Genomic DNA, 25,996 nt, shown 5'->3' on the forward strand with positions numbered 1-25,996 from the left:
GGTTGGAGCGCATGGACGCCGACCTGTCGACAGGCCGAGGTCCGGCAGAGCGCTACGCGAGCTTCAGCCGTGACCGCAAGCACCCGGTGTTCCGGGACTTCACGGCCCTCTACGACTTCCCGCTCGACGACTTCCAGGCCCGCGCCTGCCGCGAGATCGAGGACGGGCGGGGCGTGCTCGTCGCCGCACCCACCGGATCCGGCAAGACCATCGTCGGCGAGTTCGCGATCCACCTCGCTCTCGCGACCGGGCGCAAGGCGTTCTACACGACGCCGATCAAGGCGCTGTCGAACCAGAAGTACCACGACCTCGTCGACCGCTACGGCCCCGACGAGGTCGGTCTGCTGACCGGCGACAACACGGTCAACGGCGAGGCTCCGATCGTCGTCATGACGACCGAGGTCCTGCGCAACATGCTCTACGCCGGCTCCTCGACGCTGCTCGGTCTCGGCTTCGTCGTCATGGACGAGGTCCACTACCTGGCCGACCGCTCCCGTGGCGCGGTCTGGGAGGAGGTCATCATCCACCTCCCGGAGTCGGTGACCCTGGTGTCGCTCAGCGCGACCGTCAGCAACGCCGAGGAGTTCGGGGAGTGGCTCTCCACCGTGCGCGGAGACACGACGACGATCCTCGAGGAGAGGCGGCCGGTCCCGCTCTACCAGCACGTGATGGTCGGCAAGCGGATCACCGACCTGTTCGCCTCCTCCGACGTCGATGCTGCCGCTGGCTTCGTGAAGGAGGGTGCGCCCGTCAACGGCGAGCTGCTGCGGATCGCGCGCGACGACTGGGCCTCGACCCGGATCCGCGACCGGCGCAGCCCTCGGGACCGCAACGCCAGGGGCACGGCGAAGGACCGCCGCAACGTCGGCAACGGCCGGCGGGTGTGGATCCCTTCCCGCGTCGACGTCATCGACGCCCTCGAGCGCGACCGTCTGCTGCCGGCGATCGTGTTCATCTTCAGCCGGGTCGGCTGCGACGCGGCGGTCACCCAGTGCCTGGCGGCCAACGTCCGCCTGACCACGCCGGCCGAGCGTGATGAGATCCACGAGTACGTCGAGGCCGCCTGCGCCGACCTGCCCGGGGAGGACCGCCACGTCCTCGGCTACCACGACTGGCTCGACGGCCTGACCCGCGGTGTCGCCGCGCACCACGCGGGCATGCTGCCGGCGTTCAAGGAGGTCGTCGAGGAGCTCTACGTGCGCGGCCTGATCAAGGTCGTCTTCGCCACCGAGACGCTGGCCCTCGGCATCAACATGCCCGCGCGCACCGTCGTCATCGAGAAGCTGACGAAGTGGAACGGCGAGACGCACGCCGACATCACGCCGGGGGAGTACACCCAGCTCACCGGACGGGCCGGCCGCCGCGGTCTCGACGTCGAGGGCCACGGGGTCGTGCTGTGGCAGCCCGGCATGAACCCGGGCGAGGTCGCCGGACTCGCCTCCACCCGCACCTACCCACTGCGGTCGAGCTTCCGGCCGTCGTACAACATGGCGGTCAACCTGGTGAACCAGTTCGGCCGGTCGCGCTCGCGCGAGCTGCTGGAGCAGTCTTTCGCACAGTTCCAGGCCGACAAGGCGGTCGTCGGGCTGGCGCGGCAGCTGAAGAAGGCCGAGGATGCGCTCGACGGCTACCGCGAGAGCGCCACCTGCGACCGTGGCGACTTCATGGAATACGCCGCGCTCCGTCACCGGATCGGCGACGCCGAGAAGGACGCGTCCCGTGCCCGACGCGCCGACCGGCGCGACGAGGTGCTGCAGTCGCTGTCCCGGCTCAAGATCGGCGACGTCATCGACGTGCCGTCCGGCAAGTTCGCCGGGTACGCCGTCGTCGTGGACCCCGGCTTCGACCCGGACAGCCCGCGGCCCTACGTCGTGACGCTCGACCGGCAGGCCCGTCGGCTCGCGATGATCGACTTCCAGGAGCCGGTGCACGCGCTGAGCCGCATGCGGATCCCGAAGACGTTCAACGGCCGCAACCCGCAGATGCGGCGTGACCTCTCCAGCGCGCTGCGGGAGCGCACCCGCGACATCCCGCCGTCGCACCTGCGCTCGGGCGGCCAGCAGCCCGGGCGGCAGGGACTCCCGCCCGGCGTCGAGCGTCAGGTCGCCGACCTCCGCCAGCAGCTCAAGGCGCATCCGTGCCACTCGTGCCCCGACCGGGAGGACCACGCCCGCTGGGCGGAGCGGTGGTTCAAGCTGCGCAGGGACGCCGACACGCTGGCGCGCCGGGTCGAGTCGCGCACGAACACCGTGGCACGGCAGTTCGACCGGGTCTGCGACGTGCTGACCGCGCTCGGCTACCTCGACGGGGAGCAGGTCACCACGCTCGGACGTCCGCTCATGCGGCTCTACTCCGAGCTCGACCTCGTCGCGGCCGAGTCGCTGCGGCACCGTGTCTGGGACGCGCTCACCCCCTCCGAGCTGGCGGCCGCCCTGTCCACGCTCGTCTTCGAGGCGCGGCGCCCCGACGACGCCTCGGCGCCCCGGCTGCCCGGCGGCCGCGCCAACGAGGCCATCGCGGCGATGGTCCGCACCTGGGCCGACCTGGACGCCTTGGAGCGCGACAACAAGCTCGACTTCCTGCGCCAGCCCGACCTCGGCTTCGCCTGGGCCGCCTATCGCTGGGCGGAGGGCGACGACCTCGACGAGGTGCTCGGCGCCATCGAGCTGGCCGCGGGCGACTTCGTCCGCTGGATGAAGCAGCTCATCGACCTCGCCGGTCAGGTCGCGAAGGCCGCCGGGGACTCTCCGGTCCGCCGCAACGCGCGCGACCTCGTGGAGCTGCTCAGGCGGGGCGTCGTGGCCTACTCGGGTCTCAGCGACTGAGCCCGGCGAGGGCGGTCGTCACGCGGGCAGCAGGGCCGGCGAGGTTGAACCGCTCCGCGAGCTCGGTCAGGCGCTCGGGATGTGCGGGCACCTGGGGGAGCGCGGTGCCGTCCCGGTCGATCGGCAGGTCGCGGGCGACCTCGACGACCTTCGGCGCCACGGCCAGGTAGTCGGAGGCCGCGCGGATCTTCGCGCGCGGACCGGGCGCCATCCCGGACGACGGGTCGGCGGCGGCCGCGACGATGCCGGGCAGGTCGCCGAAGCGGCCCAGCAGGCCGGCCGCGGTCTTCTCGCCGACACCCGGCACACCGGGCAGGCCGTCCGAGGCGTCACCGCGCATCGTGGCGAAGTCGGCGTACTGGGCGGCATGGACGGCGTACTTCGCGTGCACCCAGGCGTCGTCCACCCGCTCGTGGTTGCCGACGCCGCGGGCGATGTAGAGCACCCGTACGCCGGCCTCGTCGTCGACCAGCTGGAACAGGTCGCGGTCGCCGGTCACGACGTCGACGGGCATCCCGGCGCCTGTGGCGAGCGCGCCGATCACGTCGTCGGCCTCGTAGCCGTCCGCCCCGCGCAGCGCGATCCCGAACGCCTCGAGGACGTCGACGATGATCGGCACCTGGATCTGTAGCGGGTCCGGCACTTCCTCGACGTCCGGACCGACGGCGTTCTCGGTCACCACCCGGTGGGCCTTGTACGACGGGATCAGGTCGACGCGCCACTGCGGGCGCCAGTCGTTGTCCCAGCAGCAGACGAGGTCGGTGGGGGAGTACTGCTCGACCAGCCGCGCGATGAAGTCCAGCAGCCCGCGCACGGCGTTGACGGGCGTGCCGTCGGGCGCCGCGATGTCGGGCACCCCGTAGAAGGCGCGGAAGTACATCGAGGCGGAGTCGAGGAGCATCAGCCGACGGGTCACGTCCGGCATCCAATCACGCCCGCGCGCCGCGCGGGCGCGGGTGGCTACAGTGACCGCCGTGACAGATTCCGCCGTCGAGAGCACCGACCGCAAGATCCTCCAGCTCCTGGCGGGTGACGGCCGGATGTCCTTCACCGATCTGGGCAAGGCGACGGGGCTGTCCACGTCCGCTGTGCACCAGCGGGTGAAGCGGCTCGAGCAGCGTGGGCTGATCCAGGGATACGGCGCCACGGTCAACCACGCCGAGCTCGGACTGCCGCTCACGGCGTTCGTCTCGATCCGGCCGATCGACCCCTCCCAGCCCGACGACTGCCCGGAGCGGGTGCGAGACATCTCCGAGATCGAGTCGTGCTGGTCGGTGGCGGGTGATGAGTCGTACGTGCTCAAGGTCCGGACCGCCACCCCGGCGGCGTTGGAGGACCTCCTCGGCCGCATCCGCAACCTCGCCAACGTCTCGACCAGGACGACGATCGTGCTCTCGACCTACTACGAAAATCGTCCTGTCACCGATTGAGGGGATGGCCTCGGCGTGTCGCGGACGACACGCCGAGGACGTCACGGATTGACCCCTTCGTTTTCGCCTTCCGTACACCGTCGCTGACCTGCGGCAACGATCGTCTTCCCAGGTCAGAGCAGGGTTGACTCTCCGCGTCAACCCAGTGAATCTATGTCGGTCCGTTGTCGCGGACTCACCGCCGCGGAAGGACCCCGGTCTCGATAGACAACTCCCGCGCCCGGCAACCGGTCGGGTGCGGGCTGGCCCGACGTGCACCGGGGTCCTTCCCGAGGCTCTCCAATCCTCAGGATGAGCGCGTACCGTGTGCGCGTGCCGCGCGTCCTCGTCCTCGCCGTCCGACTGGCGCTGGCCGTCGGATCCGGGCTGATGCTGGCGGCCGCTTTCGAGCCGGTCGCGCTGCCGTGGCTGATGCCGATCGCCCTCGCCGGGTTCTTCCTGTCGGTGCGCGGCGTGCGCCCGCGGGTCGGGTTCGTGGTCGGCCTCGCGTTCGGCGTGGCGTTCTACTTCACGCACATCGTCTGGATGCGCACCGTCGGCACCGATGCCTGGATCGCGCTGGCCAGCATCGAGGCGCTCTTCTACGGCGCCCTCGGCGCGATCGTCCCGCTGCTTTCGCGGCTACCGTTCTGGCCGCTGTGGGTGGCGGCCGCCTGGTCGTCGATGGAGTTCGTGCGCAGCGGGTGGCCGTTCAGCGGCATGCCGTGGGGGAGGCTGGCCTACGCCGTGGCGGACACGCCCGTCGCGCCGTCGCTGGCGTACGTCGGCGCGACCGGCGTCAGCTTCGCCCTCGCGCTGCTCGGCGCCCTGCTGACCTGGCTGCTGATCGCCCGCCGAGGGCGCCACCTGCTCGGCCTGGCGGGCATCGCGGCCGTCCTCGTGGCCGTCGTGGCGGCCGACGTACGACCGTGGCAGGCCGAGGAGACCGGTCGGATCAACGTGGCCGCGGTGCAGGGCAACGTGCCGGGGCCCGGCAACGACATCCTGTGGGACCACCGGCAGGTGACCCGCAACCACGCCGAGGCGACGATCCAGCTCGCCGAGCGGGTGCGCGCCGGCACCGACGAGCCCCCGGCGTTCGTCGTGTGGCCGGAGAACTCGACGGCGGCGGACCCGTTCAGCGACGGCGCCGACAACGCCGCCATCGTGTCCGCCGTGCAGTCGGTCGGCGTGCCCGTGATGGTCGGTGGCATGGTCGACGGCGGCCCGACGCACATCTACAACCAGGGCATCGTCTGGGACCCGGTGACGGGGCCGGGGGAGCGCTACACCAAGCGACACCCGGTGCCGTTCGGCGAGTACATCCCGTTCCGCGGCGTGATCGACAACTGGAACTTCGGCCGGCTCGCCATCATCGGCCGCGACATGGTGGCCGGCACCGGCAAGGAGCCGCTCACCGTCGCGGGGACGAAGGTGGCGGACGCGATCTGCTTCGACGTCGCGTACGACGACGTGCTGGACGACCAGGTCGCGCGCGGCGCCCGCCTGGTGACCGTGCAGACGAGCAACGCCACGTTCATCTTCACCCACCAGATCGAGCAGCAGTTCGCGATCACCCGGCTGCGCGCGATCGAGACCGGCCGGTACGTGGTCGTGGCCTCGACCAACGGGCTGACCGGTGTCATCGGACCCGACGGCCGCGTGATCGCACGTGCGCAGCCGCGGACAACGGCCGTGCTCGACGAGCAGGTCGGCCTGGTGGACGCGCTGACGCCCGCCGTCCGGCTCGGGCCGTGGCCGGGGCGCGCGTTCGCGGTGATCACGCTCGGTGCCCTGCTGTTCGCAGGACTCCAGGGTCGGCGCCGTCGTAGCGTTGTGCGAGCATCCCACCCGGATGCACCCGATTCACCCGACCAGGAGATGAGCCTGACGTGAGCGACAGCAGGGCCGGCGAGGCGACCGGCGCGAGGCAGCCGGCCGACCTCGGCCGTGTGGTGATGTGCGTGCCGACGTACAACGAGGCGGAGAACCTCGAGTGGGTCGTCGGCAGGCTGCGCCGTGCCCAGCCCGCGGTCGACGTGCTCGTCGTCGACGACGGGTCCCCGGACGGCACCGGTGAGATCGCCGACCGTCTCGCGGCCGCGGACCGGCAGGTGCACGTGCTGCACCGGACCGAGAAGGCCGGCCTCGGCGCGGCGTACCTCCACGGCTTCCGGTGGGCCCTCGCCGAGGGCTACGACGTCATCGGCGAGATGGATGCCGACGGGTCCCACCAGCCCGAGGAGCTCGGTCGGCTGCTCGAGGCGCTCGCGCGTGCCGACATGGTCATCGGCGCGCGCTGGGTGCCTGGTGGCTCGGTCGTGAACTGGCCGCTGTCGCGAGAGGCCCTCTCGCGCGGCGGCAACCTCTACGTCCGCCTGCTGCTGGGCATCAAGGTCCGCGACGCGACGGCCGGCTACCGGCTGTTCCGACGCTCCACGCTCGAGAAGATCGACCTGTCCACGGTGCAGTCGACGGGGTACGTCTTCCAGACCGAGCTCGTCACCCGGGCCCTGCAGGCCGGCCTGACGGTGGCCGAGGTGCCGATCGAGTTCGTCGAGCGCGTGCGCGGTGCGTCGAAGATGAGCGGTGGGGTCGCCGCCGAGTCGATGAAGCGTGTCACCCGCTGGGGCATCCAGCAGCGACGGGCCCAGCTGCGGCGCGCGTTGGGCCGCCGCTGACACCGCTTGCGGTGCGCGGGATCATGGTCAGGTGAGTCCGACTCGAAGCCGCCGCCGTCCCGCCTGGGTGTGGGCCGTGTTCGCCGCGTTCCTGATCGTCCCGATCGTCGAGCTGTGGGTGCTCATCCAGGTCGGGCAGGCCATCGGCGTCGGCTGGACGCTCCTGCTGCTCGTCGCCGACTCGATCCTCGGCACATGGCTGATCAAGCGCGAGGGAGCCAAGGCGTACGCAGCGCTCCGCGAGGCGCTTCAGGACGGTCGGATGCCGCACCGCGAGCTCGCAGACGGCGCGCTGATCGTGCTCGCCGGAGCCTTGATGCTCAGCCCCGGCTTCGTGACCGACGTCTTCGGCGTCCTTCTGCTGCTGCCCTTCACCCGCCCCCTCGGGCGCCGCGTCCTGACCGCGCTGGTCGCCCGTCGCGTCACCACCGTGGTGGCACACAAGCGCCCCGGACCCGGAGATGACTCCGTGGTCCGGGGCGAGGTGATCGACTGACCCCCGACCGGCGGGGGAGGGCGATCAGGCGCTTGCCTTGCGCTTCCTGCTGTTCGCGCGGTGCAGGTGCGCGGGGCCGATCTCGCCGTCGCGCAGCAGCTCCAGGCGCTCCTTGAGGATCTCCTCGAGCTCCTTCTCCGAGCGGCGCTCGAGCAGCATGTCCCAGTGCGTGCGGGCCGGCTTCTCGTTCTTCGCCTCGGGCTGGACACCGGAGATGCTCAGCGCCTCCTGGCCGCAGCGCGGGCACTCCCACACCGCCGGGACGTCGGCTTCGTCCGACATCGTGATCTCGAAACCGTGCCCCTGAGGACAGCGGTACCCGACCTGCTGCCGCGCGGCGAACTCGATCCCGCGCTCGTCCTCGAAGCTCTGGCCTCCGAGTCGGGCACCTCGTAGTGTGCGCTCCGCCATCGCGGCACCTCCTGTTTCGTCTCCCGCTGACCACCGGTCCGGCAGTCACCGCAGGCCATTCGTCAGACGACCATCGCGCCGATCGTGACGACGTAGGCCAAGTCCCCCTGCGAAGTCTTCAACGGTACCGAGCCGCCCAAGATTCCGACAATCACCAGGTTCCCGGTCTTGACGTCGGTCACACGCGTTCTCAGACGACGCTCGGCACCGCGTTCCCCGCCTCGGCGATGCCGCGGCGGGTGTCGAGCCGGAGGAGGAGGACCAGCCCCAGAGCGAAGAAGACGATGAGCGAGAGGATCGCGGGTCGGTAGGAGCCTGTGACCTGGAAGACCACACCGAACAGCAGCGTGCCGAACCACGACGTGCCGCGCTCGCAGGCGTTGTAGAGCGCGAAGTACTCGCCCTCCCGGCCGCGGGGGATGAAGAGGCTGTAGAAGGACCGCGACAGTGCCTGGGTGCCGCCCATGACCAGCGCGATCGCCACCCCGGCGAGCAGGAAGAGGGCGATGTTCTTCTCGGGCAGGAACATCGCGCCGACGACGATCACCATCCAGGCCACGGTGCCCCAGACGAGGCAGCGGTAGGCGCCGTACTTGGCGGCGAAGCGACCGAAGAACAGCGCGCCGCCGAACGCGACGAACTGGATGAGCAGGATCGCGGCGATGAGCACGCTCTCCCCGAAGTGGAGCTGCTTGGAGCCGTAGATCGAGGCGCTGTAGATGACCGTCTGGATGCCGTCGTTGTAGAAGAGGTAGGCGAGCAGGAAGGTCATCGTCATGGGGTAGTTGCGCAGGTCCTTGAGCGTGGCCCACAGCTGGCCGAAGCTGCGCTTCAGCAGACCGCCGGGCTCCGGCAAGACGTTGCGCGGCGGGACGTTCTTGAGCTTGGCCACCGGGATGATCGTGAAGCCCGCCCACCACAGCGCCGCGCTCAGGAGTGAGAGTCGGACGGCCAGCTCCTTGTCGATGCCGAGCGCACCGTGGCCGAGCACCATGCCGAGGTTGATCAGCAGCAGCAGGCCGCCGCCGAGGTAGCCGAAGGCCCAGCCGCGGGCGGACACACCGTCGCGCTCGGACTCGGTGGAGATGTCGACCATGATCGCGTAGTAGCTGACCAGCGAGCATCCGGCGAGGATGCTCGCGATCACGACGACGACGGCGCCCAGCTGCCAGTTGTCGCCCCGCAGGAAGAACAGCAGAGCCGCGAAGAACGAGCCCGACCAGGCGAACCACGCCATGTGCATCTTCTTGCGCCCGCTGCGGTCCACGAGCGCGCCGACGACCGGCAGGATGAACGCGCTGGCGATCGTGGCGAAGCTGGTCAGGTACGACGGCAGCGACCCCGCCGCCAGGTGCAGGCCCAGCACGTCGACGGTCTTCTTGCAGGTGTCGTCGGGGCTGCCGCCGCAGCCGGCCGCGCGGCCGGCGACGGTGATCATGAGCGGTCCGAACAGGACCGTGAGGGTCGTGGTGTAGAAGGCCGAGTTCGCCCAGTCGTACCAGTTCCAGGCACGCTGCTGAGCGCGCCTGCGCACCGGCGCCAGGTCGGCGATCGGCGCCGGATCGGTCTGCCTCATTCTTCGTCCCTCCACTGGCCGCGCGCCACGAGCACGTCCTTCAACAGGTCTGTGCGGTCGGTCATCAGACCGTCCACCCCGCGGTCGAGGAGCTCCCGCATCTCGGCCGGGTCGTCGATCGTCCACACGTGCACCTGCAGGCCGTTGGCGTGCGCGCGACGGATCAGGCCGCGGCTCGCGACGACGACCGGCCCGCGCGTGTGCGGTATCTGCAGCGCCACCGGACGGCCGGGTGTGAGGAGCCGGGCCAGCCGGGCGCTCGGCAGCAGCAGGTAGGCGGCGACCTCGAGCGGGTGGGCGCCGGTGCGGGCACGCCCGCCCGAGAGCCGGCGGAACATCCGGAGCGTCGCGGGGGAGAAGGAGCTGACGACCGCGCGGTCCCAGGCGGAGCGCTCGTCGAGGAACGCCGCGAGCGCCGACGCCGCCGTACGCGACTTGAGATCGATGTTGAAGCTCGCCCCCGGGAAGGAGTCGAAGAGCTCGGCCAGGGTCGGCACCTGGTGGTGCGTCCCGATCCGAGCCTTTCGGACGTCGGCCAGCGTCATCGTCGCGATCTCGCCGCTCGTGTCCGTCACCCGGTCGAGCACGGCGTCGTGGAACGCGAGCAGTACGCCGTCGCTGGTCGTGTGCACGTCGGTCTCGAGATGGCTGTAGCCGAGAGCCACGGCGTGCTCGAAGGCCGCCAGCGTGTTCTCGAGTCCCTCGATGTCGGGGTGGTAGGCGCCGCCGCGGTGAGCGAACGCCACCACCGGGCCCAGCTTGGTCACGGGGGAGAGTATGACCCGGATCACGCTCCCGCGTACGCAAGCTGGCGACGAACGGCGCTCCGAGTCGCGGATGCCCCCGGATCAGCTCAGTGGCTGAGGTCCCGGAACGGCTCGATGTTGGCCCCGAGCTCGTTGAGACGCTCGGCGAGGTCCTCGTAACCACGGGCGATGACGTACGTCGACCGCAGCACGCTGGTGCCCTTGCTGGCGAGCATGGCCAGCAGGATCACTACGGCCGGCCGCAGCGCCGGCGGGCAGACGATCTCGGCGCCCGAGAAGTGCGTCGGCCCCTCGATCATCACCCGGTGCGGGTCCAGGAGCTTGACCTGCCCACCGAGCTTGGTGAGCTCGGTGAGGTAGATGGCGCGGTTCTCGTAGACCCAGTCGTGCAGCAGCGTCGAGCCCGTCGCGACCGTGGCGATGACCGCGAAGAACGGCAGGTTGTCGATGTTGAGGCCGGGGAACGGCATCGGGTGGATCTTGTCGTTGGGCGCGTGCAGCACCGAGTGCTTCGTCGTGATGTCGACGAGGCGGGTCTTGCCGTTGGCCGCGTCGTACTCCTCGGAGCGCTCGTAGTGGAAGCCCATCTCCTCGAGCGTCGCGAGCTCGATCTCGAGGAACTCGATCGGCACCCGGCGAATGGTGATCTCGGAGTCGGTGACGATCGCGGCAGCGAGCAGGCTCATCGCCTCGATCGGGTCCTCGGCCGGCGCGTAGTCGACGTCGACGTCGATGGTCTCCAGGCCGGTGACGGTCAGCGTGGTGGTGCCGATGCCCTCGACACGGACGCCGAGCCGCTGCAGGTAGAAGCAGAGGTCCTGGACCATGTAGTTCGAGCTGGCGTTGCGGATGACGGTCGTGCCCGGGTGGAGCGCGGCGGCCATCAGTGCGTTCTCGGTGACGGTGTCGCCGCGCTCGGTGAGCACGATCGGGCGGCCGGGAACGATCCGCGGGTCGACGGTCGCGTGGTAGGCGCCGTCGGTCGCCTTGACCTCGAGCCCGAACGAGCGGAGCGCCGACATGTGCGGCTCGACGGTGCGGGTGCCGAGGTTGCAGCCGCCGGCGTAGGGCAGGTCGAAGGTGCGCGCACGGTGCAGCAGCGGCCCGAGGAACATGATGACGGAGCGGGTACGTCGGGCCGCGTCCTCATCGACGTTGTCCAGGCGCAGCTCGCGCGGCGGGACGATCTCGAGGTCGTTGTCGTCGTTCAGCCACCGGGTCTGGACGCCGAGGCTGTTGAGCACCTCGATCAGCCGGTTGACCTCCTCGATGCGGGCGACCTTGCGCAGCGTCGTGCGTCCCCTGTTGAGGAGGGACGCGCACAGCAGCGCGACACCGGCGTTCTTCGACGTCTTCACCGCGATGCTGCCCGAGAGCGTCGTCGGACCCGTGACCCGGAGGTGCACGGGGCCGGCGCCCAGGCTGACGATCTCCGAGTCGACGGCGTCGCTGATGCGCGCGATCGTCTCCAGGGTGAGGTTCTGCTGGCCCTTCTCGATGCGGTTGATCGCACTCTGACTGGTGCCGAGTCGCTCGGCCAGCTGGGCCTGGGTGAGCCCGCGGTGAGTGCGGGCGTCGCGGATGAGGTTGCCGATGCGGCCCTTGTATCCCTCGCTCATGTCGGCCACGGTAACTCATACATGAGATAGATCCACAGACGCCGGGGTCGGTGTGTCCCGGTGCTCCCGCGTGTTCCCGCGGTGGAGCACAGGGGGAGGGGAGCGGCAGACCCGACTCTGACACCATGGAGGCATGCGCGCAACCACACTGCATGACCTGAAGGACATCCGCTTCACCGAGGTGCCGGACCCGGTCATCGAGGCGCCGACCGACGCGATCGTCAAGATCACGGCGAGCTGCATCTGTGGTTCGGACCTGTGGAACTACCGCGGCGACAACACGATCACCCCGGGCATGACGATCGGCCACGAGTGCCTCGGCATCGTCGAGGAGGTCGGCTCGTCGGTGACGTCGTTCCGGCCGGGCGACTTCGTGATCGTGCCGTTCTGCCACTGCGACAACACGTGTCCGCACTGCCTGGCGGGCGTCCAGTCGGCCTGCACCCACGTCGGCTTCACCATGAGCGGCCAGGCCGAGTACACCCGCGTCACGCAGGCCGAGGGGACCCTCTACAAGGTCCCCGGCGACCCCGGGGCGGAGCTGATGCCGTCGCTGCTCTCGCTCACCGACGTCATGGCCACCGGCTGGCACGCCGCCGTCGCCGCCGGCGTACGCAAGGGTGGGACGGCGGTCGTCGTCGGCGACGGCGCTGTCGGCCTGTGCGGCGTCATCGCCGCGTCGGTGATGGGCGCCGAGAAGGTGATCGCGATGTCACGCCACGCCGACCGCCAGAAGCTCGCGATGGAGTTCGGAGCGACGCACATCGTCGCGACCCGCGGCGAGGAGGGTGAGGCGGAGGTCCTCGAGCTCACCGACGGCGTCGGAGCCGATGCCGTCCTGGAGTGCGTCGGGACCGGCCAGGCCATGAACACTGCGTTCTCGGTGGCGCGTCCCGGAGCCATGGTCGGCTTCGTCGGGGCGCCCCACGGCGTCACGCTGCCCGTGCGGCAGATGTTCGTGAAGAACGTCGGCCTGGCGGGCGGGATGGCGCCGGTACGTCGCTATCTCGACGAGCTGCTTCCCCTGGTGCTGGACGGCCGGATCGATCCCGGTCGTGTCTTCGACATGACGCTGCCGCTCGAGTCGGTCGCGGACGGCTACCGCGCGATGGACGAGCGCACCGCCATCAAGGTCTTCCTGCAGCCCTGAGTGCAGATCGGGCCTGTCTAGGCGGGGGACGCCGCGTCACCCGGGAACGGGTGCGCGGCGCAGCCGCATGCGTGCGTGTCGCACGCGAGGTAGCGGTGCCCGGCATGGCCGCAGCGCGGGCAGGGCAGGTCATGGGAGAGGTGCTCGGTCGCGATCTCGACGGTGTCCCACATTGCTGGCCTCCTGAATCCACGATGCGCCCACAGGTCTGCTGGTTGGCGTAGGCGTCGCGGCGTGTTTGGATACCGTTTCGGCAACGTTCCACCCGCGATGAGCCGCGCGGGGCCGAAACTGGGTGGAACCACCCAGACGGGCCACCAGGTTGGAACCGGTCGGACTAGGGATCTTTCCCGATGTGGCCAGGTACCTCAGATGGCCAGGCTGAGGGCATGACCCACAGTGCCTACGACACTCCCGCGCCGAGCTTCCTCGAGCGGGTCGACGAGGTTCCGTGCAGCGGCACGGACGGCGATCTGTGGTTCGCCTCGCATCCGGCCGCGGTCGAGCGCGCGAAGTCGCTGTGCCGCACGTGCCCGTTCCAGCAGTCGTGCTTCGAGGAGGCCGCCGCGCGGCGCGAGCCCTGGGGCGTGTGGGGCGGGGAGCTGTTCGAGAACGGCTCGGTGGTGACGTTCAAGCGGCCGCGTGGGCGACCGCGCAAGGACGCGACCCCGCTCGCGAGCTGAGGGGGAGCGGACGCCGTCGGATCAGTAGTCTGCCTCGCGTGGTGGATGAACTGAGTCGGCTCAGGCCGGAGCAGCGTGACCTCGTCGCCCGCTGGGTGCCGGATGCCCGGGTCCTGGTCGATCACAGCTGGGGGCTGGTCGAGACCGTCGTGCTCGAGCTGAGCAGCCTCCACGGCCGACTCGTCCTGAAGGCGGGCGGACCGTCGGACGGCCACATCGAGCGTGAGCTGCGAGCTCACCGGGAGTGGCTGCGGCCGTGGGTCACGACCGGGCACGCACCCGAGCTTCTGTACGGCGACGCTGAGGCCAAGGTGCTGGTCACGCGGTATCTGCCCGGGCGGCTGCTCGAAGGGACGCCTGCTCAGGACGACCCCGACGCCTACCGCCAGGCGGGCGAGCTGCTGGCGGCGTACCACGGTCAGATGTCGACGTACGACGACGAATGGCACGACAAGTTCCGTGCACGGGTCCAGCGAAGTCTCGACGGCCCGCACCGGATCGATCCGGAGATCGAGGAGTCGGTGCGGGCGGAGCTGGCGACCTGGCCCAGCGGAGGGTCGATCGTCGTGCCGACCCACGGCGACTGGCAGCCACGCAACTGGCTGATCGACGGGGGAGTCGTGCGGGTGATCGACTTCGGGCGCGCCGACCTGCGGCCGCCGACCGAGGACTTCCTCCGCCTGGCCGGCCAGGACTTCTCGCGCGATCCCAGACTGGAGGCCGCATTCCTCGACGGCTACGGTGACGATCCTCGTGAGCCCGAGCAATGGCGCCGCGACCTCGTCGGCCAGGCGGTGGGCACGGCTGTGTGGGCGTACGGCGTCGGCGACGTGGAGTTCGAGCGGTTCGGGCATCGCCGGCTGGGCTCGCTGTATGCGAGCGTCGGCTGAGCTGACCGCACATCAGTAGGGTCCGACGGCCCGTCGAAAGCAATACAGGCCCTGACCTGTCGTCTCTCAGCCCACACGCCCACATCGTCCGACGCGCCGAGGTCGCCTCGCTGGCGGGGTTCTCAAAAGGCATCTGGCGAGCCTTCACCGTGGGTCGGTCGAGTCTGGTCCTGCACCGGCAGCAGATCCGATACGTTGCGCGCAACGAAGGAGTAGCCCGTGAAGCCACAGACGCTGGCCACCATCCAGAACCTGTTGGCCGTTGTCGTCGGCATCCTGTCGATGAGCCACTGGGCCAACGAACTGCCCTTATTCCCTGCGATGGTTCTCAATGTCGGCGGGATCGTCATCGCCTTGGCCCTGATCCGGGCAGCCACTCGGGGGCTGCGGTGGCTGCGACGGCCCAGCGAGCAGCGTGATCCCCTGGCTGCTTGGCATCGCCGATAAGCGACATTATGTCAACTTATGTAGATCCGCCCTACCTGCACTCTCCCCGCGAACACCGCCGCGTCCCCTGAGGCCGGTCAGCGGCGAGACGCGTGAACAGCGCTCACGAACGCGCGGATGAGCGGGTGAATGGGCGCGCCCGCTGACGCGCCGATGTGCGGCTGGAACATGCTCGCGACGTAGAACGGGTGATCCGGGAATTCCAGAACCTCCGCGCCGGCCTCGTCTCCGGTGGCTCCGACGACGACCCCTGCGGTCGCGAGCGCCGCCACGCTGTCGGGCGAAGCAGCGTAGTTGCAGAAGTGCATGCCCTCGAACGGCTCCGGAGACCAGCCCGCGAAGCGTGATCCTGCGACAGGTGTCACAGTGCTTGCCTTGCCGTAGAGCGAGCACGCCAGGGCGATGACGGCATTGTCGTCTCGCTCACCGTCGGATTCGGCGTGGGTGGCCACCTGACCGAGTTCGAACCGCAAGAACTCCATCACGGCGTACTGCATGCCGCCACAGGTCCCGAGGAACGGGACGCCGCCTTTCCGCACCTCATGAAGGGCGTCGATGACCGCCTCGTCGTCGGCGTACGGTGAGCCCGGCACCAGCCATACGCCGTCGAAGGCAGTCACATCGAAGCGTGAGTCGGTCGGCAGCCAGGCCGCCGAGACTCCGAGCTCCTCGGCAAGACGAGGCACCAGCGCGTTGAGCTCCTGGTGGCTCCGATGGCCACGCTCGTCCCCCAGCAACGCGATGTTCGGGCCTGTCGTCACATGCGGATGCTACGGCTCAGGATGCTCTCAGAAGGCTGCCCGACACTCGTGATGCCACCCACAGCCTCGTCCCCGGGAAGTCCTCTTGTCTCACGCGACCTTGTCTCCGCGCGCTCAGTCGCTGCTGTCCCGCATCGAGACCTGGTCGGGCTCGGGTCCGGTGCGCGCCATCGCGGTGAAGGTGCTCGTGACGGTCGGCGGACCGCTCGTGGTGCTCGCTGGTGTCGCGATGCTGGTCCTTCCCGGCCCTGGCCTGGTGGTCATCGCGCTCGGCCTTGCACTGCTGGCGGTGGAGTATCAGTGGGCCCGTGGCCTCCTGGCCCTGCTCGGTCGCGCGCTCGCCCGCGCGAAGCAGACAGCGCTCCCCCGTGACGGCTCCCCCGTTCGGCGACTCGCCGGCATCGCCGGCACGGCCGGCTTCCTGGTCGTCACGACCCTCGCCACCGGTGCGATCACGACGTTCTTGGGGTCGCAAGCGTTCTTGTGACGGGCTCCGCACCGTCAGGCGGGGCCAACTCTGCAGACTGAAACGGCGCGACACGCCGTGGTCGCTCCGCGTGGCGCGCCGCGGCGGCAGCGGAAGTGGCCCCACTGCTGCGCGACCGCGCCCTCAGGCTCAGCTCCGAGCCTTCATCCTGCGCTCGGGTCGTTGAGGCGCAGGATCCGCAGCCGCTCGTCGGGAGTCAGGTCCGAGGCAGCCAGCACCTTCTGCAGGACCGTGGACTTGCGCGCGATGTAGGTGTCGATGTCCATCGCGGCGTCGGCCGCCAGCGCGAGCTTCGTAGCGGCGTACTCGTCGCGCAGGTCCGGCCGCGCACGGAGCGCGTCCCGGACAGCGAGGTGGTTGCGAACGTTGAGGGTCCCGGCGCGGCAGACGTAGACATGGCGCCGCGGCTCCTCGTCGGGCGACGCGAACGCCTCCCGGTCTGCAACTCCGAGATCCCCACGGTGCGCATAGCCGACAGTGACGAGCGCCGCGACCGCCGCGTCCATGTCGACGCCCTCCACGATGACGTCGATGTCGAGGATGGGCTTCGCCGCCAAACCGGGCACGGACGTCGACCCGACATGCTCGACGGTCGCGGACGGAACTGCGGCCAACGCGGCTCGCAAGTCGCGTGCGACCTGCTCGAAATGCACCGGCCAGTCAGACGAGTACGGCACAACCACCACAGGCACGGCGCCAGGCTATCGCCGGCCACTCACACCGGGTGCGCGACCTTCACCGCACCCGGGTCCACGATGAGGCGCGGATCAGCCAACGCGCCGACGACACGGCCGTCGCGACTGATCGGCGGCCCGTCGATGACGTCTGCGACCAGGCACGTCACGTTGTCCCGGCCTCCGGCGGCCAGCGCGGCGTCGACGAGTGCCGCGGTCGCGTCCTCGAGGTCCCCGGTCAGCAGAGCATCCCGGATCACGTCGGCCGGGACGAGGTCGGAGAGCCCGTCGCTGCACAGCAGCAGCCGATCACCTGGGCTCAGGTCGAGGCGGCGTACGTCGGGCTCGACCGGCGCCTCCCCACTCACCGCCCGCAGGACGACCGAGCGGAACGCGAAGTCGGCGGCGCCCTCCTCCGACAGCAGGCCGTCGTCGATCAACGACTGGACCAGGGTGTGGTCGTCGGTCAGCTGCGCCAGCTCGCCGCCGCGCAGCAGGTAGGCGCGCGAGTCCCCCACGTGCAGCAGGTGGAACTGGCCGTCGTGGGCGACGACCGCCGTGAGGGTCGTCGCCATGCCCGCCCACTCCGGACACCGCCGCACACCTTCACGCAGTTGCAGGTGCGCCTCGGCGACCGACCGTCGCAGCAACGTCGCGGGGTCGGCCCCCGGATCGGCGGCGACCATGGCGCTGACGACGTAGGCGGTCGTGGCCGACGCGACCTCCCCGGCCGCCGCGCCGCCGACCCCGTCGGCGACCAGCTGCAGATAGGGGGCGGCGAATCCCGAGTCCTCGTTGCCGTCGCGGACGAGCCCGACGTGAGAAGCCACCGCGTAGTCGAACCTCAGCATCGCTCGAACTCCTCCCTCCGACGGGCAGTCCGGACCACCCCCCGGGTGCCGGGGTTCCGGCCATCATGCCCGAACGGCGGCCTCGTGCGAAGGGTCTGGACATCTCGGGCGGCCGGACCGACGGTTGAGCATGGCAACCGAAAGGCATCCGCCGAACCGCGCCGTGCTGGTCTTCAACCGTGTGGCCGTGAAGCTGGCCGGCACCCGCGCCATGCCGGTCTGGGCGCTCGTCCACCATGTCGGACGGAGATCGGGCGCGCTGTATCGCACGCCCGTTGCCGTCTTTCCTGCGGTCGGCGTCTTCTACGTCGGGCTGCCGTGGGGTCGCGACACGGACTGGGTCCGCAACCTCCGCGCGGCCGGCGGCGGCACCATGGTCTGGAGAGGCGTGCGGTACGACGTGAGCGACCCGACCTTCGTCGACAAGTCGGAAGTGCTCAACGTCGCCCGGCTCCCCCAGCGCGAGATCCTGAAGCGCTGGTCCCTGACCGACTTCCTGCGCGTGCGGCGTGTCCGTGCGACCACGTGATCGACGTCAGCCCCCGGGCGGCGTGAAGCTCGCGCGCGCCGCGGCCACCTGCTCGCGGACGACGCAGCCGGTCTCATGGTCGTTGACCAGACCCATCGCCTGCATGAAGGCATAGGCGGTCGTCGGGCCGACGAAGCGCCAACCACGCTTCTTGAGGTCGCGCGACATCGCGACCGACGCCGGGGAGGTCGCCCGCCACTCGGGGACGCGCTCGGGCTCGGGATCCTCGAAGCGCCAGACGTAAGCCGCGATGGAGCCCTCCTGCTCGACGAGGTCGACGGCCCGGCCGGCATTGTTGATGACGGCCTCGATCTTCCCGCGGTGGCGAACGATGCCCGCGTCCTGCAGCAGCCGCTCGACATCGCGCTCGGTGAAGGACGCGACCTCGGCGAAGTCGAATCCGCGGAACGCGGCACGGAAGTTCTGCCGCTTGGCCAGGATCGTGCGCCAGCTGAGACCCGACTGGAAGCCCTCCAGGCTGACCTTCTCGAACAGTCTGCGGTCGTCGGCGACAGGGAAACCCCACTCGGTGTCGTGGTAGTCGAGGAAGTCCGGGGCCGAGCCGCTCCAGGCGCAGCGCGGGTCGCCGTCGGGCGCGATGAACGTGGCGGTCACGAGGGTCAGCCTCCCACCGGCCACCGACAAAGCGGAGGCGGGCGTCATCGACGTCCCGCCGACACGGCCGCCCAGTGCCGGCAGGGGACCGTGGACCCATGCCGCACTCCCCCGCACTCGGGCAGCTCGTCGGGCCACTCGTCCCCGTCGGCCGCAACCGAGGTGGGCACGAAGGCGTTCACCAGGATCTCGCAGTCGCAGTAGCCTCCGACCGCCTCGAGCCGGCGCTCCAGGCCGCGGTCGCCCAGCGCGACCGCGTCCCGATAGGACCGCGCCCAGCGCAGCGTGTTGTCACAGCCGTCGCGATCGACACGGCTCAGCACGAAGCACACCAGGCACTCGTCGGGGCCCGGGGCACGGTCGGGGGCGTTGACAGGGGCGTTGACAGGGGCGGCGTTGACAGGGACCTCGGTGATCGTCATCTCTCCTCCTCGGATCGGATGTGACCGATCGTCGGACGGATGACCGACAGCCGTGTTCGGGTGTGGCCGGAGTTGTGGACGAGCCGGTTCGGCGTCACGCTGTGGACGCCGACCGGCCCCCAATCAGAGCGCGAGCTCCATGTAGACGCTGTTCGGGTCGTCGGTGTAGTCGGCGAACGGCCCGCGCACCTCGAACCCATGACGGGCGTACAACCTCCGAGCAGGGGCGAAGTACTCCTCCGACCCGGTCTCCAGCAACACCCGCGCGGCGCCACGGACACGCGCCTGGTCGAGGAGGAAGCGGAGCAGCGCCGAGCCCACTCCCCTCCCCCGGCCCCCGGACGACGTTCGCATCGACTTCAGCTCGTAAGTGCCGTCGCCGTGGTCCTTGAGCGCCCCGCAGCCGGCCAGGGACTCCCCCTCCCACGCCGACCAGAACGCCACATCCTGCCCACGCAACCCCGTGAGATCGAGAGCGTGCACGGACTCGGGCGGCGAGACGGCGTGCATGTCCTCGAGGTGCTCCTCGAGGAACGCGATGATCGCGGGCCGGGTCAGGTCGTCGAGCTCGAAGCGCAGATCCACGGCGAGACACAGTATCGGCCCCTTGCAGCGCATCCGGGCCCGGCGTAATGTACAACCTCATGGTTGTAGATTATGATGTCGCGACAGACCGGATCTTCGGCGCTCTCGCCGACGTGACCCGGCGCGACATCCTCACGCGCACGGCCCGGGCACCGGAGTCGGTCTCCGGCCTGGCGCGCCACTACGCGATGAGCTTCGCCGCCGTCCAGAAGCACGTGGCCGTCCTCGAGCGCGCCACGCTGGTCACGAAAGAGCGCCGTGGGCGCGAGCAGCTCGTGCGCGCCGACCGAGAGACGCTGCACCGCGCCGCAGAGCTGCTGCAGGCCTACGAGCAGCTGTGGGAGCAGCGCGTCGACGCCATCGCCGACATCCTGTCCGAGGAAGGGACCCCCTCATGACCGTCGTCAGCTCACACCGCGACCCCGAGCGTCTGACGCTCGCCATCACGTCCGAGTTCGCCGCCCCGCCCGCCCGCGTCTGGCAGGTGTGGGAGGACGCTCAGCAGCTCTCGCGATGGTGGGGTCCGCCGACCTGGCCGGCCACCTTCACGCGCCACGACTTCGCCGTCGACGGGCGCAGCCACTACTACATGACCGGCCCCGAGGGCGAGCACGCGTACGGCGCCTGGAAGGTCACCGACCTCGCGCCCCCGCACCGCCTGGTGTTCACCGACGCGTTCGCCGACGCAGACGGCGAGTTCCTCGACGACCCCGCGCCGATGCGCATCGAGGTGTCGATCGAGGACGGCGGACCCGGCTCGCGGATGACCGTGACCACCCACTTCTCCAGCCTGGAGCACCTGCAGCAGGTCGCCGACATGGGCATGGAGGAGGGCATGACGCTGGCCCTCGGCCAGATCGACGGCTTGCTCGCCGAGCCTGCCTCGGTCTGAGTCAGCGGTGCCTGCGGTGGAAGAAGGGGTTGTGGACCCGCCGCACCAGCACGCCGATCTTGTCGATCCGGTGCTCGGGGTTGCCGTAGCGGTCCGTCCAGTAGTCGCCGCGCGCATGGTCCTCGAACGTCGCGCACGTCGAGATCGTGATGTAGCCCCGGTGTGCCGTGCGGTCGGGGTGGCCCGGGACCGCGGCACGCTGCGCGCGCAGTGAAGCCGCCGAGCGGAACGACACCCACCGCGTGCGGGTGATGCGGTAGACGTAGCGCCACGCGCCGGCGTCGACGTACGCCCTGTCCCCAGGGTCGAGCGACGGCACCCGCCTGAAGATGCCGCCGTGTGAGGACCGGTGGGCCGTGACCTGGTAGTTGCCGATGCCGCCCGGGCCCGTGCCGCCGTCCTTGCCGTAGGGGCTGGCGGCGATGCCGCGGTTCTGGATCCGTGTGCCCGGCCCGTCGTCGGTCTTGCCGCGGTAGGCGATGACGGAGAGCCGCCGGATGCCGATCGCCGGGATCGTCAATCGTGCGTCGCGCGGCTTCCCGCTGCCGTAGACGATCGCGGTCCGTGCCGGGGCCGCGACGGCGTGGGCCCCGACGGGGCGTGCCTGGGCGGGGCCGGGTGGCACGCCGACGTACGTGACGGCGCCGATGGCGAGCGCGGCGGTGAGGGCGGCGGCTCTCCGCGGCGAACGACCGGTCGGCCGGTGACCGATGGGGGCGGTGTGAGCAGAGGGGTGCATGTGCCGGAAGTACCCACGACGGCCGATCCCAGACGGTCGCGTCGGGCTAGATCTCCTTCAGACGCGGCAGCACCGACCCGGTGAACTGCTCCGTCCAGGCCTGCGGGTCGCCTCCGATCGGCGGTGAGACGGTGACGAGGCTGACGCCGAGCTCGGCGTACTCCTCCATGGCGGCCAGGAAAGCATCGCTGTCGGTGACCGGGTCCATCCCGCCGCCACCTCCGCCGATCGTCTTGCGGATCGAGTCGTAGTCGCGGCCGACCGCGTCGCAGTGCCCCTTGAGCACCTCGAGCTTGTGGGCGATGGCGTCCTTGCCCTCCCGGACGAAGAGGTGGCAGGCGTCGCCGTACTGCGCCACCAGCCGGAGCGTCTTGCGCTCTCCCCCGCCACCGATCAGGATCGGCAGCCGGCCCCGCGGCGGCTGGGGCAGGTTGATCGTCTCCTTGAGCTGGTAGTGCTTGCCCGCATAGGGCCCGTCGTCGTCGGACCACATCTGGTTGACGATCTGGAGCGCCTCCTCGAGGCGCTCGAACCGCTCGGCGGTCGAGGGGAACGGCACTCCGAGACCTTCGTGCTCCCGGTCGTACCAGGCGGCGCCGATGCCGAGCCAGGCACGCCCGCGCGAGAGCACGTCGACCGTGGTGGCGATCTTCGCCAGAAGGCCGGGGTGGCGGTAGGTCACACCGGTGACGAGCAGCCCGAGGTTGATGTCCTGCGTGACGCCCGCGAGGTAGCCCAGGGTCGCGTAGCCCTCGAGCATCGGCTCGAACGGCCCGCCGACCGGGATCATCTGGAAGTAGTGGTCCATCACGGTGAGCAGCGAGACGCCCCCCTGATCGGCCGTCTGGGCCGTCGCCGTGAGGCGGTCGGTCAGCTGGTGCTCCCAGTCAGGGTGGGTGAAGGAGAAGTAGTGGATACCGGCGTCCATGCCGCCACAGTAACCCCGGCCTGGATGTGCCGTTGGTCACGGCATGGCGCTGCGACGACTGACCCATCTCGCGACGATCGGCGTGCTGGCCGGGCTGCTGGTGCTGGCGGGGCCGGTCGGGCTGCTGGGCGTGCCCGTCCCGCCGGCGTCCGCGGCAAGCTGGACGCCGCGGCCCCCCGACTACCCCGGCACGGCGACGCGACACGACCTCGCGATCCCGATGTCGGACGGCACCGTGCTGCGTGGCGACCTGACGTTGCCGGCGGACACCGACGGCGCCGTCGTGCCGGGCCGGTGGCCGGTGGTCGTCACCATCACGGCGTACAACAAGTCGGCCCAGGCGTCGCCCGCCGCGAGCGGTCTGCTCGGCGCCCAGCCGGCGTACCTGGTGCAGCGCGGGTACGCGCAGCTGACGGTCGACGCGCGCGGCACCGGCTCCTCCGAAGGCTCGTGGTGCGCGTTCTGCACCCGTGAGGACACCGATGCGGGCGAGATCATGACCTGGGCGGCAACGCAGTCCTGGAGCAACGGGTCGACGGCCATGTCCGGGCCGTCGTACATGGGGATCGACCAGATCTTCGCCGCCGCCACCCGCCCGCCGGGGCTGAAGGCGATCTTTCCCCAGGTACCGGCGGCCGACGTCTACCGCGACGTGGTGGCCAGCGGCGGCCAGGTGGACGTCGGCTTCATCCCGCTTTGGCTGGGGCTGGTCACCGGCGCCGGCGCCATCCCACCCGCGGTCACGGCGACCGACCCCCGGTCCGGGGTGACGGCGCTCGCCCAGCACCTCTCGACCCTCGGCAGCTTCACGGGACCGATGCTGCTCGACGCGCTCGGCGGTCGGGAGCAGGCGTACGACGGAGACTTCTACGCCCAGCGGTCGCCGATCAACGTCGTCGACCGCGTCCAGGTGCCGACGTTCCTGGTGTCGGGCGAGTACGACCTCTTCCAGCGCGGCACCCCGCTCCTCTTCGAGCGCCTCCAGCAGCACGGGGTGCCGGTGAAGATGGTCGTCGGCCCCTGGAACCACCTGCAGGCCTCCGCCGGTGACGGCCTCGCGGACGCCGGGCACGGGAGCCTCGAGGAGCTGCAGCTGCGCTGGTTCGACCACTGGGTCAAGGGTCTGCCGGACCCCGGCTTGGACGACATCGCCCCGATCACCTACTTCGAGCAGGGCACCGACCGGTGGCGTACGGCGAACCGCTGGGTCGACCAGTCCGACACTCGCGCGACGGCGCTGTCCCTCGCCGGCTCGGCAGCGCCCGGCTCCCCGGGCACACTCGGCACAGCGCCGACCGGGGACGACCGGGCGACGGTGCTGCCGGTGCCGGTCGCCGGACTGTGCTCGCGCTCGTCCGACCAGTGGACGGCGGGGCTGCTCTCGCAGCTGCAGCTGCTCAACGGCGCCTGCCTCGACGACAACCGGGTCAACGACGCCTCGGCGACGCTGTTCGAGACGCCGCCCATGACCCGGGCGCTGCCGATCCTCGGGCCGATCGACGCGCGGCTCTTCGTCTCGAGCAACACCGGCGACGGGATGCTGTCGGTCGGCGTCAGCGACGTCGCGCCCGACGGTTCGGTGAAGCGGCTCACCGGCGGCTGGCAGGTCATCTCGATGCGCAGCCTCGACACCGCTCGCTCGCGCTACCTCGACGGCCGGGTCGTGCAGCCCTACCACCCGTTCACGAGCGCGTCGGTCGCCCCGGCCCAGCCCGGGCAGGTCGTGCCCGTCGACGTCGAGGTCTTCCCGACCGGCGCGGCCATCCAGCCCGGTCACCGCCTGCGGCTCTCGGTGCAGGCCTTCGACGTCCCCCACCTCGCGCCGACCCTCCCCCAGGCGCCAGGTGTGCTCACCGCGTTGACCGTGCACTCCTCGACAGCCTTCCCCTCGAGCCTGGTGCTGCCGACGCGGGACCGACCCTGAGCGGCGCGAGTGTCGTGTGCCGGGTCGAGTAGCCCGTTCGCCGAGGGCACAGCGAAGGCACCTACGATGCGAGCCATGCTGAAGCGCACACTGCTCTCCGTCACCCTGCTCGCCGCCGGTACGACACTCGCCGCATGCGGCAGCTCGGACAGCGGCTCGGACAGCAGCGCGGCAGGGGGCGGCGCGACCGGGAGCAGCTCGCCTGCGGGCGGGGCCTGCACCTACTCCCCCGACGGCTCCTCCAGCGACGTCAAGCTCCCGCCCAGCGACCCGAGCAAGACCGGGAAGGTGCCGGTGACGATCAGCTCGACCGTCGGCGACCTGAAGCTCACCCTCGACGCGGACAAGACGCCGTGCACGGTCAACTCCTTCGTCTCGCTCGCCGAGCAGGGCTTCTTCGAGGGCATCTACTGCCACCGCATCGGCGACCCGGCCCAGTTCCCGATGCTGCAGTGCGGGGACCCGACGGCCAAGGACCCCTCGCAGCTGGCGTCGGCCGGCGCGGGTGGCCCCGGCTACGTCTTCGCCGACGAGCTCACCGGCTCGGAGACCTACGGCGCAGGCACGCTCGCCATGGCCAACTCCGGGCCCGACACCAACGGATCGCAGTTCTTCATGGTGTTCGGTGACATCGGGCTCTCGCCCGACTACACCGTGTTCGGGACGATCGCGCCAGAGACGATCTCGACCCTGAAGGCGGTCGCGGCCAAGGGCAACGCGGGGACGAACCCGGACGGCACGGGCGCGCCGAAGACACCGGTGAAGTTCACCAAGGTGACCGTCGGCTGACCCGTCACTCCAGCGTGCCGGTGCGGTAGCGCACGTCGTCGCCCAGCGTGATGGTGCGGCCGACGGTGCAGAGCCGGTCCTGGCTGCGCTGGATCGCCGACTCGAGGACGCCACGCGCCGCGTCGCCGCCCTCGCCCGCCGGGAACGTCACGTCGTAGGTCACCGTCAGGCCGACCAAGTGGTTCCCACCTTCGTCGCGGACCTTGTCACCTTCGGCTCGTGCCGCGAACGTCTCGAACGGCGCCCGCTTGCCGGTGATGAAGTCGATGTCGATCGCGCCGCAGCCCGCCAGCGCGGCCAGCAGCAGCTCGACAGGTGTGAAGTCGGGATCGTCCCCGTGTCCGAGGGTGAGCACCCCTCCACGGGCGTTGACGGCCTTGTAACGGTGCTCGCCCACCTTCTCGAGGTCGACGGAACGGTGGTCGGATGTGGCGTCGGTCATGGTCGAAGGATTCCACGTGTGGGTCGCGAGCAGCGGGGCACTGGGTCATGGTCCTGACGTCAACGGATGGAGGATCAGCATGCTGACCCTGACCGAGAACGCGACGAACATCGTCCGCAACATCGCCACCCAGTCGCCGCAGCCGGAGACAGCCGGCCTGCGGATCACGTCTGAAGGAACCGCGGAGGCGCCCTTCGCGGTGACCGCCGCCGACGAGGCGGCGCCGGGTGACCAGCTCGTCTCCCGGGAGGGTGCGAACGTCTACCTGGACGGCCCGACGGCCGACCTGCTCGACGACAAGGTCCTCGACGCACGCGTCGACACCGAAGGCAGGATCGAGTTCGCCCTGGGGCAGCAGGCCTGACCCGATCGGACCTCGAGGTGGGGGCTCGCGGCGCGCCACC

31 protein-coding genes are annotated in these 25,996 nt (G+C 70.4%); 16 read left to right on the forward strand and 15 right to left on the reverse strand.

Features of this window, described 5'->3' with window-relative positions:
• Positions 1-11: 11 nt before the first annotated feature.
• Positions 12-2,825: a DEAD/DEAH box helicase gene (locus tag ABD205_RS19320; RefSeq protein ID WP_344047708.1), complete on the forward strand. Its 2,814-nt coding sequence runs from the start codon at positions 12-14 to the stop codon at positions 2,823-2,825.
• On the opposite strand, the gene ABD205_RS19325 is transcribed toward ABD205_RS19320, so the two are convergent.
• Positions 2,815-3,726: a 5'-3' exonuclease gene (locus ABD205_RS19325; RefSeq protein WP_344048207.1), complete on the reverse strand. Its 912-nt coding sequence runs from the start codon at positions 3,724-3,726 to the stop codon at positions 2,815-2,817. The two genes, ABD205_RS19320 and ABD205_RS19325, sit on opposite strands and share 11 nt — an antisense overlap.
• Positions 3,727-3,799: 73 nt before the next feature.
• On the opposite strand from ABD205_RS19325, the gene ABD205_RS19330 reads away from it, so the two are divergent.
• From ABD205_RS19330 to ABD205_RS19345, 4 genes are all read left to right on the forward strand, one after another.
• A complete protein-coding gene (locus tag ABD205_RS19330) occupies positions 3,800-4,255 on the forward strand; it encodes an Lrp/AsnC family transcriptional regulator (protein WP_344047709.1) in 456 nt (151 codons plus the stop codon).
• Between the two features lie 291 nt (positions 4,256-4,546).
• On the forward strand, positions 4,547-6,130 hold the full coding sequence (gene lnt / locus ABD205_RS19335) for an apolipoprotein N-acyltransferase (RefSeq protein WP_344047711.1): 1,584 nt from the start codon (positions 4,547-4,549) through the stop codon (positions 6,128-6,130).
• Between the two features lie 62 nt (positions 6,131-6,192).
• The gene (locus ABD205_RS19340; protein ID WP_344048209.1) at positions 6,193-6,915 is read left to right on the forward strand and encodes a polyprenol monophosphomannose synthase; all 723 of its coding nucleotides are present in this window, start codon (positions 6,193-6,195) and stop codon (positions 6,913-6,915) included.
• 31 nt (positions 6,916-6,946) lie between these two features.
• A complete protein-coding gene (locus ABD205_RS19345; protein WP_344047712.1) occupies positions 6,947-7,411 on the forward strand; it encodes an FxsA family protein in 465 nt (154 codons plus the stop codon).
• Between the two features lie 24 nt (positions 7,412-7,435).
• Here ABD205_RS19345 and ABD205_RS19350 read toward each other — a convergent pair whose 3' ends face one another.
• From ABD205_RS19350 to ABD205_RS19365, 4 genes are all read right to left on the reverse strand, one after another.
• Positions 7,436-7,822, reverse strand: coding sequence for an RNA polymerase-binding protein RbpA (locus tag ABD205_RS19350; RefSeq protein WP_344047714.1), 387 nt, complete (start codon positions 7,820-7,822; stop codon positions 7,436-7,438).
• A 190-nt stretch (positions 7,823-8,012) separates the two neighbouring features.
• Positions 8,013-9,398 carry an MFS transporter gene (locus tag ABD205_RS19355; RefSeq protein ID WP_344047716.1) on the reverse strand — a complete coding sequence of 462 codons (1,386 nt, stop codon included), beginning with the start codon at positions 9,396-9,398 and terminating at the stop codon, positions 8,013-8,015.
• The gene (locus tag ABD205_RS19360) at positions 9,395-10,165 is read right to left on the reverse strand and encodes a glycerophosphodiester phosphodiesterase family protein (RefSeq protein ID WP_344047717.1); all 771 of its coding nucleotides are present in this window, start codon (positions 10,163-10,165) and stop codon (positions 9,395-9,397) included. Before ABD205_RS19360 ends, ABD205_RS19355 begins: the two co-directional genes overlap by 4 nt.
• 86 nt (positions 10,166-10,251) lie before the next feature.
• On the reverse strand, positions 10,252-11,784 hold the full coding sequence (locus ABD205_RS19365; RefSeq protein ID WP_344047718.1) for a UDP-N-acetylglucosamine 1-carboxyvinyltransferase: 1,533 nt from the start codon (positions 11,782-11,784) through the stop codon (positions 10,252-10,254).
• 133 nt (positions 11,785-11,917) lie between these two features.
• Here ABD205_RS19365 and ABD205_RS19370 point away from each other — a divergent pair, with 133 nt between their 5' ends.
• Positions 11,918-12,934, forward strand: coding sequence for a zinc-dependent alcohol dehydrogenase family protein (locus tag ABD205_RS19370; protein WP_344047719.1), 1,017 nt, complete (start codon positions 11,918-11,920; stop codon positions 12,932-12,934).
• Between the two features lie 17 nt (positions 12,935-12,951).
• On the opposite strand, the gene ABD205_RS19375 is transcribed toward ABD205_RS19370, so the two are convergent.
• Positions 12,952-13,107, reverse strand: coding sequence for a hypothetical protein (locus tag ABD205_RS19375; protein ID WP_344047721.1), 156 nt, complete (start codon positions 13,105-13,107; stop codon positions 12,952-12,954).
• Between the two features lie 216 nt (positions 13,108-13,323).
• Here ABD205_RS19375 and ABD205_RS19380 point away from each other — a divergent pair, with 216 nt between their 5' ends.
• The 3 genes from ABD205_RS19380 to ABD205_RS19390 all read left to right on the forward strand — a co-directional run bounded on the left by ABD205_RS19380 (position 13,324) and on the right by ABD205_RS19390 (position 14,954).
• On the forward strand, positions 13,324-13,617 hold the full coding sequence (locus ABD205_RS19380; RefSeq protein WP_344047723.1) for a WhiB family transcriptional regulator: 294 nt from the start codon (positions 13,324-13,326) through the stop codon (positions 13,615-13,617).
• A gap of 38 nt (positions 13,618-13,655) precedes the next feature.
• Positions 13,656-14,507 (forward strand): aminoglycoside phosphotransferase family protein, encoded by an 852-nt coding sequence (locus ABD205_RS19385; RefSeq protein ID WP_344047725.1) that lies wholly within the window; start codon positions 13,656-13,658, stop codon positions 14,505-14,507.
• 219 nt (positions 14,508-14,726) lie between these two features.
• The gene (locus ABD205_RS19390) at positions 14,727-14,954 is read left to right on the forward strand and encodes a hypothetical protein (RefSeq protein ID WP_344047727.1); all 228 of its coding nucleotides are present in this window, start codon (positions 14,727-14,729) and stop codon (positions 14,952-14,954) included.
• 77 nt (positions 14,955-15,031) lie between these two features.
• Here ABD205_RS19390 and ABD205_RS19395 read toward each other — a convergent pair whose 3' ends face one another.
• Positions 15,032-15,640, reverse strand: a complete 609-nt coding sequence (locus tag ABD205_RS19395; RefSeq protein WP_344047729.1) for a glutamine amidotransferase-related protein — start codon at positions 15,638-15,640, stop codon at positions 15,032-15,034.
• A 175-nt stretch (positions 15,641-15,815) separates the two neighbouring features.
• Between ABD205_RS19395 and ABD205_RS19400 the strand changes: the two genes are divergently transcribed.
• Positions 15,816-16,202, forward strand: a complete 387-nt coding sequence (locus ABD205_RS19400) for a PGPGW domain-containing protein (RefSeq protein ID WP_344047731.1) — start codon at positions 15,816-15,818, stop codon at positions 16,200-16,202.
• A 143-nt stretch (positions 16,203-16,345) separates the two neighbouring features.
• Here the strand turns inward: ABD205_RS19400 and ABD205_RS19405 are convergent, their stop codons facing one another.
• Both ABD205_RS19405 and ABD205_RS19410 read right to left on the reverse strand, forming a co-directional pair.
• Entirely contained in the window at positions 16,346-16,894 is a 549-nt protein-coding gene (locus ABD205_RS19405; RefSeq protein ID WP_344047733.1) for a GrpB family protein, read from the reverse strand.
• Between the two features lie 23 nt (positions 16,895-16,917).
• Complete coding sequence (locus ABD205_RS19410) at positions 16,918-17,727, reverse strand: PP2C family protein-serine/threonine phosphatase (RefSeq protein WP_344047736.1); 810 nt, start codon at positions 17,725-17,727, stop codon at positions 16,918-16,920.
• Positions 17,728-17,857: 130 nt separating this feature from the next.
• On the opposite strand from ABD205_RS19410, the gene ABD205_RS19415 reads away from it, so the two are divergent.
• The gene (locus tag ABD205_RS19415; RefSeq protein ID WP_344047738.1) at positions 17,858-18,256 is read left to right on the forward strand and encodes a nitroreductase family deazaflavin-dependent oxidoreductase; all 399 of its coding nucleotides are present in this window, start codon (positions 17,858-17,860) and stop codon (positions 18,254-18,256) included.
• 6 nt (positions 18,257-18,262) lie between these two features.
• Here the strand turns inward: ABD205_RS19415 and ABD205_RS19420 are convergent, their stop codons facing one another.
• The 3 genes from ABD205_RS19420 to ABD205_RS19430 all read right to left on the reverse strand — a co-directional run bounded on the left by ABD205_RS19420 (position 18,263) and on the right by ABD205_RS19430 (position 19,878).
• Positions 18,263-18,871 (reverse strand): DNA-3-methyladenine glycosylase I, encoded by a 609-nt coding sequence (locus ABD205_RS19420; protein ID WP_344047740.1) that lies wholly within the window; start codon positions 18,869-18,871, stop codon positions 18,263-18,265.
• A 44-nt stretch (positions 18,872-18,915) separates the two neighbouring features.
• Positions 18,916-19,293, reverse strand: a complete 378-nt coding sequence (locus ABD205_RS19425; protein ID WP_344047742.1) for a DUF2695 domain-containing protein — start codon at positions 19,291-19,293, stop codon at positions 18,916-18,918.
• Positions 19,294-19,416: 123 nt separating this feature from the next.
• Positions 19,417-19,878 carry a GNAT family N-acetyltransferase gene (locus tag ABD205_RS19430; RefSeq protein ID WP_344047743.1) on the reverse strand — a complete coding sequence of 154 codons (462 nt, stop codon included), beginning with the start codon at positions 19,876-19,878 and terminating at the stop codon, positions 19,417-19,419.
• 59 nt (positions 19,879-19,937) lie between these two features.
• Here ABD205_RS19430 and ABD205_RS19435 point away from each other — a divergent pair, with 59 nt between their 5' ends.
• Both ABD205_RS19435 and ABD205_RS19440 read left to right on the forward strand, forming a co-directional pair.
• On the forward strand, positions 19,938-20,276 hold the full coding sequence (locus ABD205_RS19435; protein ID WP_344047744.1) for an ArsR/SmtB family transcription factor: 339 nt from the start codon (positions 19,938-19,940) through the stop codon (positions 20,274-20,276).
• Complete coding sequence (locus ABD205_RS19440; protein WP_344047745.1) at positions 20,273-20,770, forward strand: SRPBCC family protein; 498 nt, start codon at positions 20,273-20,275, stop codon at positions 20,768-20,770. The genes ABD205_RS19435 and ABD205_RS19440 overlap by 4 nt, the downstream gene beginning before the upstream one ends.
• A gap of 1 nt (position 20,771) precedes the next feature.
• Here the strand turns inward: ABD205_RS19440 and ABD205_RS19445 are convergent, their stop codons facing one another.
• Both ABD205_RS19445 and ABD205_RS19450 read right to left on the reverse strand, forming a co-directional pair.
• Complete coding sequence (locus ABD205_RS19445) at positions 20,772-21,509, reverse strand: sortase domain-containing protein (protein WP_344047746.1); 738 nt, start codon at positions 21,507-21,509, stop codon at positions 20,772-20,774.
• Positions 21,510-21,555: 46 nt separating this feature from the next.
• On the reverse strand, positions 21,556-22,437 hold the full coding sequence (locus ABD205_RS19450; RefSeq protein ID WP_344047748.1) for an LLM class F420-dependent oxidoreductase: 882 nt from the start codon (positions 22,435-22,437) through the stop codon (positions 21,556-21,558).
• Between the two features lie 43 nt (positions 22,438-22,480).
• Between ABD205_RS19450 and ABD205_RS19455 the strand changes: the two genes are divergently transcribed.
• Positions 22,481-24,361, forward strand: coding sequence for a CocE/NonD family hydrolase (locus ABD205_RS19455; protein WP_344047750.1), 1,881 nt, complete (start codon positions 22,481-22,483; stop codon positions 24,359-24,361).
• Positions 24,362-24,436: 75 nt separating this feature from the next.
• The gene (locus tag ABD205_RS19460) at positions 24,437-25,150 is read left to right on the forward strand and encodes a peptidylprolyl isomerase (RefSeq protein WP_344047752.1); all 714 of its coding nucleotides are present in this window, start codon (positions 24,437-24,439) and stop codon (positions 25,148-25,150) included.
• Positions 25,151-25,154: 4 nt separating this feature from the next.
• On the opposite strand, the gene ABD205_RS19465 is transcribed toward ABD205_RS19460, so the two are convergent.
• Positions 25,155-25,592 (reverse strand): OsmC family protein, encoded by a 438-nt coding sequence (locus ABD205_RS19465; RefSeq protein WP_344047753.1) that lies wholly within the window; start codon positions 25,590-25,592, stop codon positions 25,155-25,157.
• A gap of 79 nt (positions 25,593-25,671) precedes the next feature.
• Here ABD205_RS19465 and ABD205_RS19470 point away from each other — a divergent pair, with 79 nt between their 5' ends.
• Positions 25,672-25,956, forward strand: a complete 285-nt coding sequence (locus tag ABD205_RS19470; protein ID WP_344047755.1) for a Fe-S cluster assembly protein HesB — start codon at positions 25,672-25,674, stop codon at positions 25,954-25,956.
• The last annotated feature ends 40 nt before the right edge of the window (positions 25,957-25,996 follow it).

The sequence above is a fragment of the Nocardioides panacihumi genome (assembly GCF_039530925.1).
Lineage (GTDB): Bacteria > Actinomycetota > Actinomycetes > Propionibacteriales > Nocardioidaceae > Nocardioides > Nocardioides panacihumi.

Excerpts from the sequence above, each read along its gene's own strand:
- ABD205_RS19320 (WP_344047708.1), top strand. The coding sequence starts at position 12 with ATGGACGCCGACCTGTCGACAGGCCGAGGTCCGGCAGAGCGCTACGCG.
- ABD205_RS19325 (WP_344048207.1), bottom strand. The coding sequence starts at position 3,726 with ATGCTCCTCGACTCCGCCTCGATGTACTTCCGCGCCTTCTACGGGGTG.
- lnt (WP_344047711.1), top strand. The coding sequence starts at position 4,547 with ATGAGCGCGTACCGTGTGCGCGTGCCGCGCGTCCTCGTCCTCGCCGTC.
- ABD205_RS19340 (WP_344048209.1), top strand. The coding sequence starts at position 6,193 with ATGTGCGTGCCGACGTACAACGAGGCGGAGAACCTCGAGTGGGTCGTC.
- ABD205_RS19350 (WP_344047714.1), bottom strand. The coding sequence starts at position 7,822 with ATGGCGGAGCGCACACTACGAGGTGCCCGACTCGGAGGCCAGAGCTTC.
- ABD205_RS19355 (WP_344047716.1), bottom strand. The coding sequence starts at position 9,398 with ATGAGGCAGACCGATCCGGCGCCGATCGCCGACCTGGCGCCGGTGCGC.
- ABD205_RS19365 (WP_344047718.1), bottom strand. The coding sequence starts at position 11,784 with ATGAGCGAGGGATACAAGGGCCGCATCGGCAACCTCATCCGCGACGCC.
- ABD205_RS19370 (WP_344047719.1), top strand. The coding sequence starts at position 11,918 with ATGCGCGCAACCACACTGCATGACCTGAAGGACATCCGCTTCACCGAG.
- ABD205_RS19375 (WP_344047721.1), bottom strand. The coding sequence starts at position 13,107 with ATGTGGGACACCGTCGAGATCGCGACCGAGCACCTCTCCCATGACCTG.
- ABD205_RS19380 (WP_344047723.1), top strand. The coding sequence starts at position 13,324 with ATGACCCACAGTGCCTACGACACTCCCGCGCCGAGCTTCCTCGAGCGG.
- ABD205_RS19410 (WP_344047736.1), bottom strand. The coding sequence starts at position 17,727 with ATGCTGAGGTTCGACTACGCGGTGGCTTCTCACGTCGGGCTCGTCCGC.
- ABD205_RS19415 (WP_344047738.1), top strand. The coding sequence starts at position 17,858 with ATGGCAACCGAAAGGCATCCGCCGAACCGCGCCGTGCTGGTCTTCAAC.
- ABD205_RS19425 (WP_344047742.1), bottom strand. The coding sequence starts at position 19,293 with ATGACGATCACCGAGGTCCCTGTCAACGCCGCCCCTGTCAACGCCCCT.
- ABD205_RS19435 (WP_344047744.1), top strand. The coding sequence starts at position 19,938 with ATGGTTGTAGATTATGATGTCGCGACAGACCGGATCTTCGGCGCTCTC.
- ABD205_RS19440 (WP_344047745.1), top strand. The coding sequence starts at position 20,273 with ATGACCGTCGTCAGCTCACACCGCGACCCCGAGCGTCTGACGCTCGCC.
- ABD205_RS19445 (WP_344047746.1), bottom strand. The coding sequence starts at position 21,509 with ATGCACCCCTCTGCTCACACCGCCCCCATCGGTCACCGGCCGACCGGT.
- ABD205_RS19450 (WP_344047748.1), bottom strand. The coding sequence starts at position 22,437 with ATGGACGCCGGTATCCACTACTTCTCCTTCACCCACCCTGACTGGGAG.
- ABD205_RS19455 (WP_344047750.1), top strand. The coding sequence starts at position 22,481 with ATGGCGCTGCGACGACTGACCCATCTCGCGACGATCGGCGTGCTGGCC.
- ABD205_RS19460 (WP_344047752.1), top strand. The coding sequence starts at position 24,437 with ATGCTGAAGCGCACACTGCTCTCCGTCACCCTGCTCGCCGCCGGTACG.
- ABD205_RS19465 (WP_344047753.1), bottom strand. The coding sequence starts at position 25,592 with ATGACCGACGCCACATCCGACCACCGTTCCGTCGACCTCGAGAAGGTG.
- ABD205_RS19470 (WP_344047755.1), top strand. The coding sequence starts at position 25,672 with ATGCTGACCCTGACCGAGAACGCGACGAACATCGTCCGCAACATCGCC.